The sequence below is a fragment of the Brevundimonas sp. GN22 genome (genome assembly GCF_054824005.1).
Map to the genome: position 1 here is coordinate 1 of NZ_JSYD01000096.1, position 18,089 is coordinate 18,089.

21 protein-coding genes are annotated in these 18,089 nt (G+C 63.2%); 12 read left to right on the forward strand and 9 right to left on the reverse strand.

Annotated features, from left to right (window positions below; all coding sequences use genetic code 11):
* Nucleotides 1-13 precede the first annotated feature (13 nt).
* The 8 genes from OB03_RS12485 to OB03_RS12520 form a co-directional block, all read right to left on the reverse strand.
* Nucleotides 14-949 carry an NAD(P)H-dependent flavin oxidoreductase gene (locus OB03_RS12485; RefSeq protein WP_461344367.1) on the reverse strand — a complete coding sequence of 312 codons (936 nt, stop codon included), beginning with the start codon at nt 947-949 and terminating at the stop codon, nt 14-16.
* Between the two features lie 42 nt (nt 950-991).
* Nucleotides 992-2,140 (reverse strand): thiolase family protein, encoded by a 1,149-nt coding sequence (locus tag OB03_RS12490; protein WP_242914873.1) that lies wholly within the window; start codon nt 2,138-2,140, stop codon nt 992-994.
* A 114-nt stretch (nt 2,141-2,254) separates the two neighbouring features.
* Entirely contained in the window at nt 2,255-2,920 is a 666-nt protein-coding gene (locus tag OB03_RS12495; RefSeq protein WP_461344368.1) for a TetR family transcriptional regulator, read from the reverse strand.
* Between the two features lie 11 nt (nt 2,921-2,931).
* Nucleotides 2,932-4,038 (reverse strand): CaiB/BaiF CoA transferase family protein, encoded by a 1,107-nt coding sequence (locus tag OB03_RS12500; protein WP_461344369.1) that lies wholly within the window; start codon nt 4,036-4,038, stop codon nt 2,932-2,934.
* Between the two features lie 128 nt (nt 4,039-4,166).
* The gene (locus tag OB03_RS12505; RefSeq protein ID WP_461344370.1) at nt 4,167-5,363 is read right to left on the reverse strand and encodes an acyl-CoA dehydrogenase family protein; all 1,197 of its coding nucleotides are present in this window, start codon (nt 5,361-5,363) and stop codon (nt 4,167-4,169) included.
* Nucleotides 5,360-6,421 carry a phosphotransferase gene (locus tag OB03_RS12510; protein WP_461344371.1) on the reverse strand — a complete coding sequence of 354 codons (1,062 nt, stop codon included), beginning with the start codon at nt 6,419-6,421 and terminating at the stop codon, nt 5,360-5,362. The genes OB03_RS12505 and OB03_RS12510 overlap by 4 nt, the downstream gene beginning before the upstream one ends.
* Before the next feature lie 124 nt (nt 6,422-6,545).
* The gene (locus OB03_RS12515; protein ID WP_242914885.1) at nt 6,546-6,971 is read right to left on the reverse strand and encodes a GreA/GreB family elongation factor; all 426 of its coding nucleotides are present in this window, start codon (nt 6,969-6,971) and stop codon (nt 6,546-6,548) included.
* 25 nt (nt 6,972-6,996) lie between these two features.
* Nucleotides 6,997-7,173, reverse strand: coding sequence for a hypothetical protein (locus OB03_RS12520; RefSeq protein ID WP_242914887.1), 177 nt, complete (start codon nt 7,171-7,173; stop codon nt 6,997-6,999).
* 313 nt (nt 7,174-7,486) lie between these two features.
* Here OB03_RS12520 and folP point away from each other — a divergent pair, with 313 nt between their 5' ends.
* Genes folP through OB03_RS12545 form a run of 5 tightly spaced genes read left to right on the forward strand, consistent with a single transcriptional unit; the run spans nt 7,487 to nt 10,496 of the window.
* Nucleotides 7,487-8,341, forward strand: a complete 855-nt coding sequence (gene folP, locus OB03_RS12525; RefSeq protein ID WP_461344372.1) for a dihydropteroate synthase — start codon at nt 7,487-7,489, stop codon at nt 8,339-8,341.
* On the forward strand, nt 8,341-8,700 hold the full coding sequence (locus OB03_RS12530) for a DMT family protein (protein ID WP_461344373.1): 360 nt from the start codon (nt 8,341-8,343) through the stop codon (nt 8,698-8,700). Before folP ends, OB03_RS12530 begins: the two co-directional genes overlap by 1 nt.
* Before the next feature lie 55 nt (nt 8,701-8,755).
* Nucleotides 8,756-9,100, forward strand: a complete 345-nt coding sequence (locus OB03_RS12535) for a DMT family transporter (protein ID WP_242914892.1) — start codon at nt 8,756-8,758, stop codon at nt 9,098-9,100.
* Nucleotides 9,101-9,102: 2 nt separating this feature from the next.
* Nucleotides 9,103-9,909: a bifunctional hydroxymethylpyrimidine kinase/phosphomethylpyrimidine kinase gene (gene thiD / locus OB03_RS12540; RefSeq protein WP_242915124.1), complete on the forward strand. Its 807-nt coding sequence runs from the start codon at nt 9,103-9,105 to the stop codon at nt 9,907-9,909.
* Between the two features lie 8 nt (nt 9,910-9,917).
* Nucleotides 9,918-10,496, forward strand: a complete 579-nt coding sequence (locus OB03_RS12545; protein WP_461344374.1) for a nucleotidyltransferase family protein — start codon at nt 9,918-9,920, stop codon at nt 10,494-10,496.
* Nucleotides 10,497-10,590: 94 nt separating this feature from the next.
* Here OB03_RS12545 and OB03_RS12550 read toward each other — a convergent pair whose 3' ends face one another.
* The gene (locus tag OB03_RS12550; protein WP_242914894.1) at nt 10,591-10,968 is read right to left on the reverse strand and encodes a hypothetical protein; all 378 of its coding nucleotides are present in this window, start codon (nt 10,966-10,968) and stop codon (nt 10,591-10,593) included.
* Between the two features lie 337 nt (nt 10,969-11,305).
* Between OB03_RS12550 and OB03_RS12555 the strand changes: the two genes are divergently transcribed.
* From OB03_RS12555 to OB03_RS12585, 7 genes are all read left to right on the forward strand, one after another.
* Nucleotides 11,306-11,659, forward strand: a complete 354-nt coding sequence (locus tag OB03_RS12555) for a hypothetical protein (RefSeq protein WP_242914896.1) — start codon at nt 11,306-11,308, stop codon at nt 11,657-11,659.
* A 29-nt stretch (nt 11,660-11,688) separates the two neighbouring features.
* Nucleotides 11,689-12,369: a response regulator transcription factor gene (locus OB03_RS12560; protein WP_242914898.1), complete on the forward strand. Its 681-nt coding sequence runs from the start codon at nt 11,689-11,691 to the stop codon at nt 12,367-12,369.
* Nucleotides 12,370-12,427: 58 nt separating this feature from the next.
* The gene (locus OB03_RS12565) at nt 12,428-13,822 is read left to right on the forward strand and encodes a sensor histidine kinase (RefSeq protein WP_461344377.1); all 1,395 of its coding nucleotides are present in this window, start codon (nt 12,428-12,430) and stop codon (nt 13,820-13,822) included.
* Nucleotides 13,823-13,911: 89 nt separating this feature from the next.
* The gene (locus OB03_RS12570; RefSeq protein WP_461344375.1) at nt 13,912-15,252 is read left to right on the forward strand and encodes a hypothetical protein; all 1,341 of its coding nucleotides are present in this window, start codon (nt 13,912-13,914) and stop codon (nt 15,250-15,252) included.
* An 18-nt stretch (nt 15,253-15,270) separates the two neighbouring features.
* The gene (ccmI, locus tag OB03_RS12575) at nt 15,271-16,119 is read left to right on the forward strand and encodes a c-type cytochrome biogenesis protein CcmI (protein ID WP_242914902.1); all 849 of its coding nucleotides are present in this window, start codon (nt 15,271-15,273) and stop codon (nt 16,117-16,119) included.
* Nucleotides 16,120-16,159: 40 nt separating this feature from the next.
* Nucleotides 16,160-16,639, forward strand: coding sequence for a cytochrome c maturation protein CcmE (ccmE, locus tag OB03_RS12580; protein WP_242914904.1), 480 nt, complete (start codon nt 16,160-16,162; stop codon nt 16,637-16,639).
* A 4-nt stretch (nt 16,640-16,643) separates the two neighbouring features.
* Nucleotides 16,644-18,089: heme lyase CcmF/NrfE family subunit (locus tag OB03_RS12585; RefSeq protein WP_461344376.1), on the forward strand; the 1,446-nt coding region annotated here is incomplete at its 3' end.

An 18,089-nucleotide genomic window follows, 5' to 3' on the forward strand; every position in this document is an offset into this window, starting at 1 on the left:
GCTTTTTGCTGTCTCACGCTCGGGCTGTGAGAGCGGTGAACCGTCCTGCGGCATCTCGGTATTCGGCTTCCAGGCGCGCTACGATCTGGGAAGTCGGCATGACGCTGTCGATGGTTTGGAGGCCCTGGCCCGCGGCCCATAGGTCCTTCCAACGCTTCTGTGCGCTGCCGCTATTATAGTCACGCGCCGTTGGCGCTGTGAGCGCGTCGGGATCCAGTCCGGCCGCGATGAGGCTGGGCTTTAGCCACGATGCATTCGTGCCGGTGATGGCGTTGGAGACGATCAAGTCATCAGGGCCACTAGAGACCACCATGTCTTTATAGGCGTCCTGTGCGCGGCTCTCGGAGGCTGCAAGGAACCGGGTGCCCATATAGACAAAGTCCGCACCAGCAGCGACTGCGCCGGCCACACCTGCGCCGTCTGCTATCCCACCCCCGACAGCAATGTAGCCATCAAAAAACTGCCGGACTGCCGAGATGAAGGCGAAGGGACTTAGATGTCCTGTATGCCCGCCTGCGCCCGCGCTGATACAGGCCATCCCATCGACGCCTGCATCCGCCGCCTTGCGGGCGAGGCCGAGGCTTGTGACATCGGCAAAGACCAGCCCGCCATAGGCCTTTACGGTTTCCATGACGGGTTTAGGGGACCCAAGGGCGGTGATCACGACCGGAGGCCTGTATTGGGCGATCAAGGCCAGATCGTCGGCCAGTCCCTTATTGGTCGAGTGAGTGATCAGATTGGCCGCCCATGGACCATCGGACGGCGCCAGCGCGTCAGTGATCTGACCCATCCACGCATCGAGTTCTGCAGCAGTTCGGCAATTGGGCGTGGGAAAGGCACCGCCGATCCCGGCTTTGCACGCCGCAATCACCAGTTCCGGACCCGAAATCAGGAACATTGGAGCGGCGATCACCGGCAGGCGCATTTTAAACGGTAGGGATGCGGGCAAGCTATCGAATCCTGAGAACGGGGGCGGTAGGCGCTGAAATCGTTATGCAGGCAGGCGCTCGACGATCATGGCGGAGCCGACACCCTGGGCACCGGTCGCGACCACCAACCCATAGCGTCCATCGCATGCATCCAGCGCGTCCAGCAGGGCGGAAAGCAGGATTGCGCCGGTTGCCCCCATCGGATGCCCCTTGGCCAAATGGCCGCCTCCGACGTTCACGCGGTCCGCGTCGACTTCGTAATCACGCAGGAATTTAGCGATCACGACAGAGAAGGCCTCCATGAATTCGATCCGGTCCATGTCGCCCAAAGCGAGACCAGCCTTGGCAAGTACGCGCTCCATGGCGTCGAACCCTGCGGTCAACGAGGCCTTGGGATCGCCGCCGAGGTCGACAGACCCCACGATGCGAGCGCGAGCGCCCGCCGCCTTGTCTGACACCAGCACAAGCCCCGCACCATCAGTCATCGGGGGAGCGTGGCCGATGGTATGGCGGAAATCGATTTTCCGGTTTTCCAGCGCCTCGGCGTAGGGCTCTGCCAAGGGGGCAAAGGCGGCGGGCAAGCTGGCGAGGAACTCGGCCGTGGTCTTGGCGCGCGCGGCCTCTTCTTTATCAAGGCCATTGACCGCAATGCGCGAAGCGACCAGCAGCGTGCCCTCGGCGGCTGCGCAAAGTCGTTGGGATCGCAAGGTGACCGCATCAAGCGCCTCGCGTTCCATATCGATATCCTCAGCAAGACGATCTGCGGCAACGGCCACCGGGATGAAGCGGGCACGCGGCTCGAGAGTGTTGTCGGTGTAATAGTCAGCCTTGTCGGCCATGAAGGGCACGCGGGACATCATCTCGACGCCACCCGCCAGAACCGTAGAGGCTTGGCCGGACGCGATCATTGCGGCTGCCTGCGACACGGCTGTCAGGCCGGATGTGCAGTAGTTGTTCAAACTGAAGGCAAAGGCGGCATCGTCGAGCCCTGCAAAAAGTTTGGACACAAGTGCGATGTGTCCGCCTTGTGCGCCCACCTGCCCGACACTGCCCAAAATGAGCCCTTCGGCGGCGCGCGGGGCATGGCCGCGAGCCTCCATGGCATCGACGAGGGCACTGATCAGCTCTTGGGGCTTGAGCGCAGCCAGTCCGCCCTCGGGGCGCGCTTTACCACGCGGAGTGCGAACGGCGTCAACGATATAGGCGGTCATACTCAATAGCTTCCCCGGCTGCAGCACGGGCCGTTTGATCGGCTCTGGCTGAGTAACTTTTATAACCGGACTATGTCTGGGATGCGTATCGAGCGCAAGCCGCTGACGGGTTGGCTAAGCGGGTCGAGAGGCACCCAACCTTATCACGACACTCGCTCTTGCTCCGTCTTTATCGATGAGAAGGCCTGACAGGACCATGTTCAGCACAGTGTCGGCATAGCGTCGGCGTAGATCGTCATCGATCCGCTCGACGCCAAAGCAGTGGTGCAATATGGGCTGCGCGAAGAACAGATGGTCGCAGGCACCAAGGACGATGAAGTAAAAGAGCATCGGGTCGATTTCCCGGATCAGCCCCTTGGCCATCGCTTCGTCCAGCAGGCGTTTTTGCGTCGCCGCCAGCGGGATGGAAATCGCCTCGGCGACCGCCTTGGCCGTCTCCTGCGTCTGGAACATGGAGTGGATGAGCCGGTTCACAAAGGGATAGCGGAAATAGACCGTGATGATCCCTTTGATATGCAGTTTCAGCTTCTCGACAGGATCTAGGTCCATCTCGGCCAGTTCTTCCATCTGAACGATGGCGCGGCCCAGAATGTCCGTCACAAGCTCAAGCAAAAGCCCGTTTTTGCTGCCGAAATAGTATTTCACCAGCGCCGAGTTCAGTTGCGACTTCTGGGCAATCTCGCTCAGTGAAATTTCAATCGAGCCGCGCTCTGTCATCAGGGCGGCGGCGGCCTGAAGAAGCCTTGTACGCGAGGATATCTTGGCCCCGTCGGATTTCATGGCGGCGTCGTCTAACCCTGTACGCGGTCGGACTGCCCGATCAGCGAGGCGATAAACTCCGCAGTATCAGGTCGTTGGGGAGAGGGCGGGAGCGGATCGTCGCAAATGGTCGAAGAGTAGCGCGGGGCGGGCGCAGGCTGAGCGACGCCGCCCACCTCGATGAAGGTCTTCCGCGCCTGATTGTGCGGATGGATCAAGGCCTCCGCCATGGACATGACCGGTGCAAAACAGGCGTCCGCGGAGGCGAATACTTCCTCCCATTCGGCGCGGGTCTTGCTGGCAAACACGCTGGCTAGCCGGACTTTTTGGGCGGCCCAGTCCGACGGGTTCATCTGGTTGGCGAACAGCGGATCGTCGGCCAGACCGGCGCACTGGAGCAACCGACCGTAGAACTGCGGCTCGATGGAGCCGAGCGAAATATATCCCGCGTCAGCAGTCTCATAGGTGTCGTAGAAGGGCGCGCCGGAATCGAGGATGTTCACGCCGCGCTTGTCCGCCCAGAACCCCTTGGCGAGGAAGCCCCACATCATTGACGTCAACAGGGCCGAGCCATCTGTCATGGCGGCATCGATCACCTGTCCTGTGGCCCCGTTTTTGACCGCCAACAAGGCCGAGACGATGCCGAAGGCCAGCATCATGCCGCCCCCGCCAAAATCACCAACCAGATTGGCGGGCGGCGTCGGCTTTCCATCGCTGCGACCGCACATGCCCAGGGCACCGGAGAGAGCGATATAGTTGATATCGTGTCCCGCCTTCTGGGCCAGCGGTCCGCTTTGGCCCCATCCGGTCATACGCCCGTAGATCAGCTTGGGATTGTCCGCGAGCAATACCTCCGGACCCAGCCCCAGCCGTTCCATTACCCCGGGCCGAAACCCTTCGATCAGGGCATCCGCGTGTTGGCAGAGGATGCGAAAACGCTCGCGGTCCTCGTCCTTCTTGAGGTCCATGCCCAATACGGTGCGCGAGCGCAGAAGCGGGTCGGTGGCGTCAAAGGGTGCATCCGGCCGCTCGATCCGGATCACCTCGGCCCCGTGGTCGGCCAGCATCATGGCGCAGAACGGACCGGGGCCAAGCCCCGCGACCTCGATCACCCTTATTCCATCCAGCGGCCCGCTCATGACGGTGTCACCTGTGCGAACGCCTCGGACATGCTGAATAACCCCTCCCGACCACATCGGGATTAGGGGTGGCGCATGACGCATTGTCAATCAGTCGGTTAAGGCGCGATATCTACGCGGCGGCGAGGCTATTGCCCCGCCAGCACTTCGCGTTTGATCTTCTTGGCGAGGCTCCATTTGTGGACCTCGGTGGGGCCATCGTAGATGCGGAAGGCCCGAATCTCGCGGAAAATCTGCTCGACGGGGGTGTCACCCGATACCCCGGTGCCGCCCATGACCTGCACGCAGCGGTCGACGATACGGAACAGAGCCTCCGAGACCGCGACCTTGGCCATCGAGCTTTCGGTCGTGCCCAGCACTCCGGTGTCGAGGATGCGGGCACACCAGTCGATCATCAACTCGGCCTGCTTCAGCTCGATCATGTTTTCGGCCAGCATGAAGCCGACGCCTTCGTGGTCGATCAGCGGCTTGCCGAAGGCGTGGCGCTTCACGGCATAGGCCGAGGCGATTTCGTGGGCCCGTTTGCAGGCACCCAGCCAGCGCATGCAGTGGGTCAGACGCGCCGGGGCGAGGCGCACTTGTGCGTATTTGAAGCCTTGATGCGGCTCGCCCAGGATGGCGCTATCGTCGACCCGCAGGTTGTCGATCTTGAGGATGGAATGACCGCCCGGCATGGAGCTGTCGATCGTCTCCAGCACGCGCTCGACCGTGATGGCGGGATCGGGCAGGTCGATCAGGAACATGGTCGCGGCCAGCTTGCCATCACCGGCATCGGTTCTGGCCATGATGATGCCGACTGAGGCTCCCACCGCGCCGGTGATAAAAGCTTTGCGGCCATTGATGACCCAATGGTCGCCCTCGCTCACAGCCGTGGTCTGGATCATCGACGGGTCGGCACCGGCCCCACCGTCGACAGCAGGCTCGGTCATGAAGAAGGCCGAGCGAACCGTGCCCGCGATCATTGGCTTGAGGAAGTGATCCTTTTGGGCGTCGCTGGCGACCTGTCCCAGCATGTACATGTTGCCCTCGTCAGGGGCCATGACGTTGAGTGCCACAGGCCCGAGCGGGGACAGGCCCGCAGCCTGCAGGATCAGTGCGGTCGAGCGGTGCGAGACGTGTTCCGTCCCACCCGGTATATGCGGGGTCAAGACACCTGCGGCGCGGGCCTTTTGGCGCATTTCATTGACCAGTTCGTCGGTCGGGCCGTGGGCCTCTGCGCGAAGGTCTTTTTCATACGGGATGATGGTTTCGCGCACGAAGGTTTCGACGCGGGCGGCGATTTCGCGGCCACGCTCCAGATCGCACTTTGCTTCTTTGGCGTTCATGCGGCTACTCCGGTTTGTGCCCATGCGAGGGCGGCGAGGTCGGGGAAGTTGTCGGCCATGGTCTGGGCGTGCTCGGACGCGGCGCTGCCGCGCAGCAGCCGGCCCTTGATGCCGTGGAAGATGGCGGCGAAGCGGAACATGTTGAAGGCGAAGTAGAAACGCAGTTCCTCCTCAGTCGGGACTGCGCGTCCGGTCCGGTCGCAATAGGCCTTGAGGTAGTCGACCTCGGTCGGGATGCCGAGGGCCTCAAGGTCTGCGCCCGCGAAGCCGCCGATCATGTGCGGCGGCAGGCGGTACATCATCATATGGTAGGTGAAATCGCCCATCGGATGCCCGAGAGTGGACAGCTCCCAGTCTAGCACAGCGCGCACCGTCGGACCGTCCGCGGCAAAGATCAGGTTATCGGCACGGTAGTCGCCGTGGATGATCGAGGAGGCTCCATCGTCTGCCGGCATATTGGCCGGTAGCCATTCGATGAGGCGGTCCATGTTCGGATCCCGTCCGGCCAACTCGTCGGCCAGATATTGCTTGGACCAGCGCTCGATCTGGCGCGCGAAGAAATTGCCGGGACGGCCATAGTCGCCGAGGCCAATAGTATCGGGATCAATGCTGTGAAGCTTGGCGATGGTGGCGTTTAGCGCATCGAAATGGGCAGCGCGCTGCTCGGGCGTCAGGTCGGGAAGGGTAGGGTTCCAGAAGATCCGGCCCTCGACCAACTCCATCACGTAAAAAACGCTGCCGATGACACCCTCGTGCTCGCACAGGGCGACGGCACGGGCGACGGGAAAACCTGCCTTGGCCAGACCCGAGATAACCCGGAACTCGCGCTCGACCGCATGGGCCCCTTTCAGGATTGCCCCTGACGGCTTGCGGCGCAGGACATAAGCCCCCGAGGGCGTATCCATCCGGTAGGTGGGATTGGACTGTCCACCCTTGAACTGGCTGAGTTTAATCGGTCCCTTAAAACCCTGGGCGTTGTCTTCGAGCCATGATGCGAGGACCTCTACAGGAAGCTCGTAACCGGGGCGTACATCCCCTGCGCCTTCGAAAACACTCATGCCCCATCCCTTGTGTTTAATCGCCCGGCTAACACTATTCGATCAAAGGGGGTCGTCCATCGAATAGTGCGCCAAAGCACCCTCAAGGGATGGGGTTCTCACAGTCAGTCTTTTTATGCAAGCATTAGGGCTGCAGTTCCGCTACCAGATCGCGGTCTTCAACCATAATGACGGACAGGTTGCGCATTTCGCCTGAGGGGGTCGGCCAGGCGATTGTTTCTCCTTCGCGCAGCCCCAACAGGCCTGCGCCGACGAATGACAGGACCGAAATCCGGCCCGCGTCGATGTCCGCCGATTTCGGCAGCACCAGACAAACGCGCCGCACGTCCTGCGCTGCGCCGTCCGTAAAATGGACCCAGCGGTCCAGACCCACGACGCCCTTGGGCATGTCGTCCTCATCCACCACCTCGGCGCGATCAAGCTCCGCCTGAAGCAGGCCAGCCGGTCCCGATCCGGGCAGGTCGCCGACAAGACGCTCCAGCGCGTCAAAATCGGAAGCGCTGATGAAGATCGAAGGCGGCGGTTGGGGGTTGGTACGGGGTTTGGTCATGGTTTTACTCTTGGGTTTGGAATGCTCAGGCGGCACTGGGGCCGTCAGGATCGTCGGGGGTAAGGCGGGGGGCTGGCGTGGCGTTGCGCGCCCTGAACGGGATGACCTCGGCCATCGGCAACTGGACAGGCTCGACACATTTTTGGATGTCCGGGTGCGAGCGGCCACATCGGGCGCATTTCGCATCATCGGCGACGGGCATGACACTGCTCCGTTTTGGAGAGAAATGGGAAGACGCCCTGACCAAACCCGCGCACTGGCAGTGGACGCAGCTTCAGCGCCCCAGAGATTTGATTGTCGGAAAAGTCAGGAACGTACAGCGACGAACCCCGCAGCGGGGCCCCGCTGATACATCAGCGCGGTGAACCGCTACGGGTTAGAGGCCTTCGACGCGGCGACCCGCGTGTGTGAGGCGTCGAGCTTGGCTGACGAACCGTTTCATAACGGCTAGAGGCTGATGCTCGGCGGTGTAAAAGTCAAATCCTGACGCCGCCCGTTGATGGAGCCGACCCTTGATGAGCCTGAACGGCCTGTTGAAACACTGCCTGCAAACCCGTCGGCACCCGCTGGTCATGGGAATCGTCAATGTAACGCCGGACAGCTTTTCCGATGGTGGCCAGTACGACGGGCCCGAAGCGGCGCTGTCGCACGCCCGACAACTGATTTCTGACGGTGCCGATGTGCTGGACATCGGAGGTGAGAGCACACGCCCCGGGGCCGATGCCGTGAGCGTCGAGCAGGAAATCGCCCGCGTAGTGCCGGTCATCAGCGCCCTTCGCAAAGAATGGGATAGCGTCATCAGCATCGACACCATGAAGCCCGAAGTGGCGCGCGCTGCAGTCGCCGCCGGTGCCACGGTCTGGAACGATGTGACCGCCCTGGGTTTCAGTGCCGACAGCCCCGCCGTCGCCGCCGAACTGGGGATCGAGATCATCTTGATGCATATGCTGGGCGACCCCAAGACGATGCAGGCCGCTCCGTCCTATGAGGATGTTACTGCCGAGGTCATGGCTCACCTGACGGCCTGTGCCGAGATCGCCATCGAGGCGGGTGTTTCGCCCGACAGTATCTGGCTGGATCCGGGCATCGGCTTTGCCAAGACGACGGCGCACAATCTTCAACTGACCGCCGACCTCGGCCAGATTTGCGATCTTGGATATCCGGTCCTCTATGCCGCTAGCCGCAAGCGCATGATTGCGGAAATAGACCCTGCCGCTGCGTCCGCAAATGATCGGCTGGGCGGTTCGCTCGCGCTGCATCTGGAGGCGGTCAATCGCGGTGCCATGATGGTGCGGGTGCACGACGTGCGCGAAACGGTTCAGGCTTTGAAGGTTCGGGCCGCGATCCGCTCGTGCGAGGAGGCTCGCTGATGTTCGGCGTCTCTCCCTATATCGCGCCGATCCTTTTGTTGGCCGTCTCGAACCTGTTCATGACCTTTGCGTGGTACGGCCACCTGAAGGGCGAGCCCAAACCCTTGTGGATTGCGGTCATGGTGAGCTGGGGTATCGCCTTTTTAGAATACTGGCTGGCGGTCCCGGCCAACCGCATCGGCCACACGGTCTATTCGGCGGCTGAACTGAAGACGATGCAGGAGGTGATAACCCTCGCGATCTTCGCCGGCTTCTCGGTGCTTTATCTCGGTGAAAAGCTGACAATCAACCATCTGGTCGGCTTTGGATTCATCGCTCTGGGGGCATGGTTCATCTTTCGCGGTCCTCTGGGCAGCTAGGGCAGGGCCTGCGCCGAACCTTGCTCTCGTCGTCCGGATAGAGCATCACCCGCCTATGTCCTGGTTGCTCTCTCTCAATCCGTGGCTCGTCCTTATCGTGGCGGGTATGTTCGAAGTCCTTTGGGCGTCCGGCGTGAAATATGTGGGCGTGCAGCGTCCGCTGATTTCTCTGGGCGTGGCGCTGGCGTTGGCCGCCTCGATGGTCGGTCTTTGGGCCGCAACGCAAAAGCTGCCGGTTGGCACCGCCTATGCCGTATGGACCGGCATTGGCGCGGTCGGCGCTGCCATTGTGGGCGTAGCGATCTATCAGGAGCCGGCAACCGCAGTGCGCGCCGTGTGCATTCTGTTAATCGTGTGCGGCATTGTCGGCTTGAAACTCTTCTCCGGAGCGGCGGCGTGAGCATGGAATTCCATGGCGGGGCCAAAGGCCGCGTGCTGGTGATCGCCGGATCGGATTCCGGTGGTGGCGCAGGCATTCAGGCCGACATCAAGGCGATCACCATGCTGGGCGGCTATGCCGCGACGGCAGTAACGGCGATCACGGTGCAAAACACACTGGGCGTTCACGGCGTCTATCCCGTGCCGCTGGGCGTCATCGCGGCACAGGCTCGCTGCGTACTCGAAGACATCGGGACCGACGCGGTAAAAACCGGCATGCTGGGCACTGTGGATGTGGTCGAAACCGTCGCCCTCCTGCTGGATGAGGCGCAGGCCCCGACGGTGGTTGATCCGGTGATGATCGCCAAGGGCGGTCACCCGCTGCTGCCCGATCTGGCGGTGGATGCGGTGAAGCGGCTTATGGTCCCGCGTGCGACCTTGCTGACCCCCAATGCGCCGGAGGCCGAAGCGCTGACGGGTCTGGAAATTCGCGACCTCGACGGACAGCGTCGGGGCGGCGAGGCGCTTTTGCGTATGGGGGCCAAGGCCGTTCTGATGAAGGGCGGCCACGTCGAGGGCGACACAGTCATCGACCTGCTGATGACCGAGCACGGCGAGACGGTCCTCGAAAGTGAACGCGTCGATACCCGTCATACCCACGGCACAGGCTGCACCTTGGCCAGTGCCTGCTCGGCCGGTCTGGCAAAGGGGCTGCCCGTCCATGTCGCGGTGGCCGAGGCCTGGGCCTATGTCGCCGAGGCGATCCGTCGGGCTCCGGGTCTGGGCGGTGGTCACGGCCCGCTGGATCACGGCTGGCCTGTTCGCAAATGAGCGCGGCGATGACCGAAGCCGAGCGCGAGGCACGCCTCGTCGAAATCGTGCGCCGCGACCCCAACCTGATGCAGGTCCTGCGCACGGTCCGCGATCTGGACCTTCCGGACTGGCGTCTGTTTTCAGGGGCCGTTTATCAGGGCGTGTGGAATGACCTGACGGGACGCCCTGTCGGCTTCGGCGTCAAGGATTATGACATCGGCTACTTTGACCCTGACACCTCTTGGGATGCCGAAGACGTCTGGATCAAGCGCGTGGCCGATTCCTTTGAGGAGCCGCTCAGATCGCAGGTCGAGGTGCGCAATCAGGCCCGCGTGCATCTCTGGGCCCCGCAAAAGTTCGGCGAGGATTTTGCGCCGCTGTCCTGCACCGATGACGCCCCCGCACGCTTCGTCGCGCCCGCCTTCGCGGTGGGTGTGCGTCTGGAGGCTGACGACAGCATCAGTGTGCTCGCATCCTATGGCCTGTCCGATGTCTTTGACATGGTCATCCGCCCCACACCGAAGCGCGGCAAGGCCAAGGGCTGGGATGCAATCATCGCCAAGCTGACGACGCGATGGCCGGAACTGACGGTTCAAGACCGATAGAATACGAAAAGGGCGCGGTTCCGGGGGAAACCGCGCCCTTTGTTTGACGTCGGGACACTGGCGGGAAGTTTATCCCGACATCAAGTCTCTAGATTCAGCGACGGCCCGGACCGCGGTGGTCCTGACGCAGTTCGCGCTCCAGCTTGCGCTCGATCTGGTCGAGGCGACGCTCCAGCTGGTTACGCTCGGCGCGTTGCAGGCCGCCACGCATATCGATGCGGATTTGGCGCTCGATCGAAGCCAGCTCGCGCTTCAGGTCACGACCGTCGCGGACGTCCAGACGGCGCTGGGCCATGGCGCGGTCCACACGGACTTCAAGCGTGGCCTTGCGGTTGACCAGGCTGTTCAGGGCGACCGTCGGCGCAGCATGCGGGGCACGGCCATAAGCCTGGGCCGAAGCGGCAGCAGGCATGGCGGTGGCGAATGCAGCAACAGCCATGACCGGGATCAGGATCGTTTTGAACTTGCTCATGTGGAACTCCTTTCAAAAGCACCCGCTCGGTTGGCAACGGCCTTCTTCGCGGTATGGCCATAAAAGCAGGGTCAGGCTGAGCCGAAGCTGAACAGTGCGGGTCAGGCGCGGTTCATCTTTACCTTGGCCGCTGTAATGAAGGGCCGACAGGAGATCGCGCTGTTAATGTGACTCTGTCGCGTCACCTTACCGGTCTGGGATAGTGGCGGTTGGCGCTGGCCGGTGTTTCAGTCTAATGTCGGGCTAGGCGCTGACGTCTGCGCAGGCGATCTGGGCCAAAGTTGCTTAAACTTTGTGTTCAGCCCCTGTTCAGAGGCGCGGCTTTAAACAGATGCCCATGATGTTCTCTCGTGCCCTTCTGATGGCTGCCCTGATCGCCGTAGTTCCGGTAACGGATGCGGCTGCCCAGTCGCGCGACCGCGATCGGGATCGCTATGAACAACGCGACAACCGTCGCCATGATCGTCCGGATGATCGCCGTGGCCCGTCCCGCGGTGACGACCGCCGCCCTTCCAATGACCGCCGCGCCAACCCCGGCGACGTTGCCCGTCAGGTCCAGAATGGCCGACCGGGCCGCATGCTGGGTATGCGCGAGCGCGGTGACGACTATACCGTGCGCTGGGAATACCCCGGTGGCCGCGTCTCGGACATTGAGGTAGACGGCCGTTCGGGTCGTCCTCGCGGCGACTGATTTTCTACACTTCCAAGGTGAAATGACCCATGCGTGTACTGCTGGTCGAGGACGATGTTGATCTGTCGCGTCAGCTGAAGGCTGCGCTGTCCGACGCTGGCTACGCTGTGGACCATGCGCCGGATGGCGAAGAGGCATGGTTCCTCGGAGACACCGAGCCTTACGACGTTGTGGTGCTGGACCTTGGCCTGCCCAAGATCGACGGCGTGTCCGTGCTGGAGCGCTGGCGCCGCGAGGGCAAGACCACGCCTGTTCTGATTCTGACGGCCCGCGCGGCATGGTCGGACAAGGTGTCGGGCTTTGATGCCGGTGCCGACGACTATCTGACCAAGCCTTTCCACACCGAAGAACTGCTCGCCCGTCTGCGCGCGCTTCTGCGCCGTTCGGCAGGTCATGCCACCTCGACGCTGTCGTGCGGTGGTCTGCGCCTTGATCCGCGCGCAGCCCGTGCGACTGTGAACGGTGAGCCGCTGCGCCTGACGTCGCTGGAATACCGCCTGCTGCACTACCTGATGATGCATCAGGGCCGTGTGATCAGCCGTACCGAACTGGTCGAGCATCTTTATGATCAGGACTTCGACCGCGATTCCAATACCATCGAGGTCTTTGTCGGCCGTCTGCGCAAGAAAATCGGCCCGGACCGCATCGAGACCGTACGCGGTCTGGGCTACCGCCTGTCGCCGCTGGCCGGCGAGAGCGATCAGGGCTGAGTGAGCGTCCGTGGACGACATCGCGGTTCCTGAACCGTCCAACGACAATACCAGGCCTATGCGCTGGGAACTGCGCCCCAGCCGTTCGCTGACGCGGCGGCTGATCTGGCTGGCTGCCGGATGGATTGGGCTGGCGCTGATCGTGACGGGGATTGTCCTTACATCGGTGTTTCAGGAGTCGGCTTTCCGCCGTTTGGGCAGCACGCTGAACGAGACAATCGACGAAGTCGTCGTTGCATCCAGCATCACCCCTGAAGGGCAGATTTTCATCGGCGAAATCCGTGATGCCCGCACCGAGCGTCTGCTGTCCGGTAAATACTGGATGGTGGCAGAGCCGGACGCGAGCGGCGAACTGTCTGTCGTGGCAGGCTCGGACTCCCTCGGCGGCTCGGTGCTGGAATACGAGCCTGGTCTCGTCGAGCGGCTGAAAGGGGCTTTTGGCCAGACCGTCAGCTATAGCGCCGACTATGGCCCCAAGGGCGAGCCCCTGCGCATCGCCGCCAGCATCAAGACCTTGCCCGGACGCGACCAGCCGGTGGTCTTCTTTGCCGGCGTGGATCGCACCGATGTCGATGCCGATACTCGCCAGTTTGCTACGGTGACGTGGCTCGCACTGGTGCTGCTGGGCTTGGGGCTGGTGCTGGCTGTGTTCGTTCAGGTCCGCATTGGTCTGCGCCCGCTGTATGATCTCGATCACTCCATTGCCGAGGTCCACAAAGGCCGCTCGAACCGTGTGCAGGGCACCTATCCGCGCGAAATCCAGCCGCTGGCCGATCAGGTCAACCTGCTGCTGGAGCATTCGCAGGAAACGGTCGAACGTCAGCGCACCCATGTCGGCAATCTGGCGCATGCCTTGAAGACGCCACTGGCCGTCATGCTGGCCGAGGCGGGCAATCAACAAGGCGCTCTACCCGATATTGTGCGCCGTCAGGCCCGCATCATGCGCGATCAGGTCGAGCATCACCTGCGCCGCGCCCGCGCTGCTGCACGCGCTGCCCATGGTCTGGGCGAAAGCACGCCGGTCGGTGATGTGATCGACGAACTTGCCGTGATGATCGAGCGTGTGTTCGATGAGAAAGGTCTGGAGATCGACTGGCGCGCGCCGGATGATCTGGCTTTCCGTGGCGAGCGTCAGGACCTGCAGGAAATCTTCGGCAACCTGATCGAGAACGCGGGCAAGTGGAGCAAGCGACGCGTGCGCGTGCTCGCCGGTCCCTCCATCCCCGGCCAGATGGTCGTGGTGGTCGAGGACGATGGTCCGGGCATCCCCGAAGAGCAGCGTGACGCCGCCCTGAAACGCGGCACCCGCATGGACGAAGACACCCCCGGCACGGGCCTTGGTCTGTCCATCGTGGATGAACTGGTGCGCGCGTATGGCGGCCGCCTGACGCTGGGTTCCAGCGAAATGGGGGGGCTGAAAGTCATGCTGGACCTGCCCGCCGCCGACGCCTGATTTCCTTTCCGGGAACACCACGTTAACGGACAACAGTGCATGGTCAGGTGGATACTTCCCGACCCGAAGGAGCCGACCGGAACCTCTTCATGGCGGAACTGACCTCCGCACACAGGGCTGCCCTGACCGAGGTAATCGCGCGTTGTCCCGACACCATCCTGTCCCAGCTTGAACTGGCTGTGGCGGCGATGTCGGGCCCGCGCGCCGAAGCCGTGCGCCTAATGATGGCCGAGGAGCTTCAGGACCGTCAGCGCCGCGATCTGGTCTTTCAGCCAATTCTGCCCCTGTTCCGTGCGCGTCAGGACGGGCTGGAAGCTTTTACTCTCCCGCCGCGATTGCTGGGCGACCTGTGGCGGGCGGCCAAGCGCAACGAGCCGGAACTGTTGCCGCAATTGGACCGCGACGACGACCTGTCCCGCATGATTGCCGACCGCCTGTGCAACACGGCAGCGGCCGCTATACGCGACCACGGGTTGAAGATCTGGCCCGGTGGTACGCCACAGGCCCGAATGACATTGGCCCGTATTATGGACGTCGCCGGTATTGCGCGGACAACTGTGCGACGACTGCCTGATTGGCAGGGCCGTATTGGCTCCGAACAGGCCGCAGAGATGAAGTTGGCCTTCCGTCAGGCCGCCGCCATCGGCGATGACGGGCTGGATTGCCTGATGGAGGTCTATTTCGCCCATCTGCGCGAGGGCTTGCAGGTGCTGAGACTGGCGTCGCACGCAGCGGCGCTGGGGACGCCGTCAACGACCTTGGCGCACGGGACGTTCGCGCCGTTCGTCGAGCGGGTCATCAAGGGCATCGTCGACCGCGCAGATGCTGTGGCCGCATTTGATCTGGCCGAAGGGGCACAAGGCGTTCTGGCCTTCCGTGACCGGCTGCACTGGCTGGCCTCGGCGCTGAACGAGTTCGAGGTTGTCGTATCGCCGCGACCGGACAGTGTCTGGGCCCGCACACTGCGCCACCAGAAAATGCGCGTGTCGGTCGCCCTGACCGAACGTTTCCAGATGGCGGACAAGGCGGTCGATGCCCTGTTGCCTCAGGAAAAAACGACCCTGGTGGGCCGGATGACCCGTGCCGTGCCGCATCTGGTTGCGGTTGTGGACGATGCGCAGGTCGAAAGGGCGAGGCTTTTGGTGGGCCTGCTATCAACCGCGCGCGGTCCCGCCGCCGTGATGGGGTGCGAGTCCGAACGTCGCCAGACGGTCGAGGGTCTGACAGGCCGCATATCGAACTGGTCCGGCGAAGCGCTGGATCGCCTGCACCGTGCCGACGCCGCAGACGGGGGCCGTATCGCCCGCCGCCGCCTTCAGGTGATGGTCGATCTGCTGCAACTGGCGGGCGCGAAAGACGCCGCACGTACCGTCAGACGACGTCTTGCCAGTCTGGGTGCGGCACCGGGTGTCTCGCTTCGTCAGGCGTGATCCGCTACAGCGACGGGCATGACGATCTTTTGGATCCTGACCGCCGCCCTGACGGCCTTGGCCGCCCTGCTGGTTCTGACGGGTGCGCGCCGTGGCGCGGGCCACATCTCCGGCATGAGCGAGACCGAAACTGACCGCCTGTCCGGTGCCCGCGAACTGGCGGAACTGGACCGGATGAAGGCCCGTGGTCTGTTGGACGAAGCCGGATGGAAATCGGCACGTGCAGAGGCGGGGCGGCGCATTCTGGCCGCCCGCCGTGCGGAAGGCGCGCTGAGCGTCGGTGCCCGCGACGGACTTTGGGTTCTCGTCGGTGTCGGCGCGACAGCGGCAGTAGCCTTGGCGCTTTATTTCGGCATCGGCCGCCCCGGCATGCTGGATCAACCCTATCAAAAGCGCGTGGCCGAATGGGCCGCAAAGCCAGAGGCCCTTGAACCGGCTCAGGTGGCTGCGGTCATGAATGCAGTGGTTCGTGAAAAGCCCGACGATGTTATGGCGCTTTCCATGCTGGGGGCGGCCCGCTTCGAGGCCGGTGACGCAGTCGGGGCTGCCTCGGCTTTCCGCCGCGCCCTCGCCATCGCCCCCGACAATGCCCAGAACTGGGCGCGTCTGGGTGAAAGCCTGGTGCGGACCAGCGAGGGCCGCATCGGTGCCGACGCCGAGGCCGCCTTCCGCGAGGCGGTGAAGCGTGACGCAAATCAGTTGGGCGCCCGCTACTTCCTTGGAGAGGCTGCGCTGGCTCGCGGAGATGTGGCCGAGGGCGAGCGCATGTGGGGGCCTATCCTGCGTGTGCTGGAGCCGAACGATCCGCGTCGCCCCGAACTTGAGCAGCTTCTGGCCGAAGCGCGCGCCAAGGGGGACAAGTCGTGACCGCCTTGCGTTTTCAATCTGACAGTGCCGTGTGCGTCCTATGAGCTGGCTTCCCAAATCCCCTAAAGCCCGTCGCCGCCTGTGGGTGGTGATTGCCGCTGCGCCCGTGCTGGCGCTGGCGGTCGGCCTGTCGCTGTGGGCGATGAAGGACAATGTGACCTTCTTCTTCTCGCCGTCCGAAGTGACGGTTGAGAAGGTGCCGACCGGGCAGATGATCCGTCTGGGCGGGCTGGTCGAAACGGGCAGTGTGGTCAAAAGCGACGACGGCTCGGTGCGCTTCAGTGTGACCGACAACGCCGCCTCGGCCATCGTTCATTTCAAAGGGGATCTGCCGGACCTGTTCCGCGAGGGGCAGGGGATTGTCGCTCAAGGCCGGTTCAATCCGGACCGCACCTTTGAAGCGACGCAAGTTCTGGCCAAGCACGACGAAACCTACATGCCGCGCGAAGTTTCCGACCGCCTGAAGGAAAAGGGCGAATGGCGACCGGAAGCGGGCGATGCCGCTGTGACAGGGAACTGATCGCGTGATCGTCGAACTCGGTAGTTTTGCTCTTATTCTGTCGCTGGTGCTCAGCGTTCTGGGCGCTGTCATGGCGACGTGGGGCCGTATTCAGCGTCGTCCGGTCATCGCGGGAGCTGCTTCGGCTGCGATGCTGGCGTCTGCACTGGCTATTGTCGTGGCTTTTGCGGCGCTGGTGTTCGCCTATGTGACGTCCGACTTCTCGGTCGCGAACGTCGCGGCCAACAGCCACACCGACAAGCCCATGTTCTACAAGATTGCGGGCGCGTGGGGGAACCACGAGGGCTCGCTGCTTTTGTGGTGTCTGGTGCTGACCGCGTTTGGCGCGGTGCTGGGTCTGTCGCGTGGCCTGCCGTTTGGCCTGAAGACCTCGGCGGTCGCGGTTCAGGCCGTGCTGTCGACCATGTTCCTCTCGTTCGCAGCCTTTACGTCCAACCCGTTCAACCGACTGCTGGAAGCCCCGGTACAGGGGCGATCGCTTAACCCGCTGCTTCAGGATCCGGCCTTGGCCATCCATCCGCCGCTTCTTTACATAGGCTATGTCGGGTTCTCGGTCTGCTTCTCGCTGGCTGTTGCGGCCCTGATTGAAAAGCGTGTCGATCCGGCATGGGGCCGCTGGGTGCGTCCATGGGCGCTGGCGTCGTGGGCGCTGCTGACTGTGGGCATCGGTCTGGGCAGTTTCTGGGCCTATTACGAACTGGGCTGGGGCGGCTGGTGGTTCTGGGATCCGGTCGAGAACGCGTCCTTCCTTCCGTGGCTGGCGGGCGCGGCCCTGCTGCACAGTGCCATTGTGACCGAGCGTCGCGGCGCGCTGGCGGGATGGACGGTCTTTCTCTCTATTCTGGCCTTCACCTTCTCGATGCTCGGGGCCTTCCTCGTGCGTTCGGGGGTGCTGACCTCGGTTCACGCCTTCGCCGTTGATCCAGAGCGCGGCATGATGCTGCTGGCCATTCTGGGCATTGCCTCGGGCGCTGCCTTTGTCCTGTTTGCCCTGCGTGCTCCGGCCATCCGTTCGATGGCAACATTCGCTCCGGTCAGCCGTGAAGGTATGCTGGTTCTAAACAACCTGTTCTTGACCACGGCGGCAGTGACTGTCCTTCTCGGCACCCTTTATCCGTTGCTGCTGGAAGCGACGACCGGCGCGACCATCTCTGTCGGTCCCCCCTATTTCAACGCTGTCTTTGCGCCGCTGATGGCCGTGGCCTGTGTGATCCTGCCCGCCGGTCCCTTCCTTGGGTGGAAGCGGGGGGATTTGAAAGGCGCGCTCCAGCGCCTGCGCTTCGCAGCCCTGCTGGCTGTGGCGGGTGCCGGTCTGGCCTTCGTGTTGTTCGATCCAAAGAAGGCCCTCGCAGCGGCGGGTATCGGCCTCGGCCTATGGCTGATCCTTGGGGCCATCTTCGAGGTCGCAGAACGCACGCGCGCCATGCGTGCTCCCTTGGCCGAAACCCTG

Excerpts from the sequence above, each read along its gene's own strand:
- OB03_RS12560 (WP_242914898.1), top strand. The coding sequence starts at position 11,689 with ATGCGTGTACTGCTGGTCGAGGACGATGTTGATCTGTCGCGTCAGCTG.
- OB03_RS12505 (WP_461344370.1), bottom strand. The coding sequence starts at position 5,363 with ATGAACGCCAAAGAAGCAAAGTGCGATCTGGAGCGTGGCCGCGAAATC.
- thiD (WP_242915124.1), top strand. The coding sequence starts at position 9,103 with ATGGAATTCCATGGCGGGGCCAAAGGCCGCGTGCTGGTGATCGCCGGA.
- OB03_RS12535 (WP_242914892.1), top strand. The coding sequence starts at position 8,756 with ATGTCCTGGTTGCTCTCTCTCAATCCGTGGCTCGTCCTTATCGTGGCG.
- OB03_RS12545 (WP_461344374.1), top strand. The coding sequence starts at position 9,918 with ATGACCGAAGCCGAGCGCGAGGCACGCCTCGTCGAAATCGTGCGCCGC.
- OB03_RS12490 (WP_242914873.1), bottom strand. The coding sequence starts at position 2,140 with ATGACCGCCTATATCGTTGACGCCGTTCGCACTCCGCGTGGTAAAGCG.
- ccmE (WP_242914904.1), top strand. The coding sequence starts at position 16,160 with ATGAGCTGGCTTCCCAAATCCCCTAAAGCCCGTCGCCGCCTGTGGGTG.
- OB03_RS12530 (WP_461344373.1), top strand. The coding sequence starts at position 8,341 with ATGTTCGGCGTCTCTCCCTATATCGCGCCGATCCTTTTGTTGGCCGTC.
- OB03_RS12550 (WP_242914894.1), bottom strand. The coding sequence starts at position 10,968 with ATGAGCAAGTTCAAAACGATCCTGATCCCGGTCATGGCTGTTGCTGCA.
- folP (WP_461344372.1), top strand. The coding sequence starts at position 7,487 with ATGAGCCTGAACGGCCTGTTGAAACACTGCCTGCAAACCCGTCGGCAC.
- OB03_RS12555 (WP_242914896.1), top strand. The coding sequence starts at position 11,306 with ATGATGTTCTCTCGTGCCCTTCTGATGGCTGCCCTGATCGCCGTAGTT.
- OB03_RS12510 (WP_461344371.1), bottom strand. The coding sequence starts at position 6,421 with ATGAGTGTTTTCGAAGGCGCAGGGGATGTACGCCCCGGTTACGAGCTT.
- OB03_RS12500 (WP_461344369.1), bottom strand. The coding sequence starts at position 4,038 with ATGAGCGGGCCGCTGGATGGAATAAGGGTGATCGAGGTCGCGGGGCTT.
- OB03_RS12565 (WP_461344377.1), top strand. The coding sequence starts at position 12,428 with ATGCGCTGGGAACTGCGCCCCAGCCGTTCGCTGACGCGGCGGCTGATC.
- OB03_RS12570 (WP_461344375.1), top strand. The coding sequence starts at position 13,912 with ATGGCGGAACTGACCTCCGCACACAGGGCTGCCCTGACCGAGGTAATC.
- ccmI (WP_242914902.1), top strand. The coding sequence starts at position 15,271 with ATGACGATCTTTTGGATCCTGACCGCCGCCCTGACGGCCTTGGCCGCC.
- OB03_RS12520 (WP_242914887.1), bottom strand. The coding sequence starts at position 7,173 with ATGCCCGTCGCCGATGATGCGAAATGCGCCCGATGTGGCCGCTCGCAC.
- OB03_RS12515 (WP_242914885.1), bottom strand. The coding sequence starts at position 6,971 with ATGACCAAACCCCGTACCAACCCCCAACCGCCGCCTTCGATCTTCATC.
- OB03_RS12495 (WP_461344368.1), bottom strand. The coding sequence starts at position 2,920 with ATGAAATCCGACGGGGCCAAGATATCCTCGCGTACAAGGCTTCTTCAG.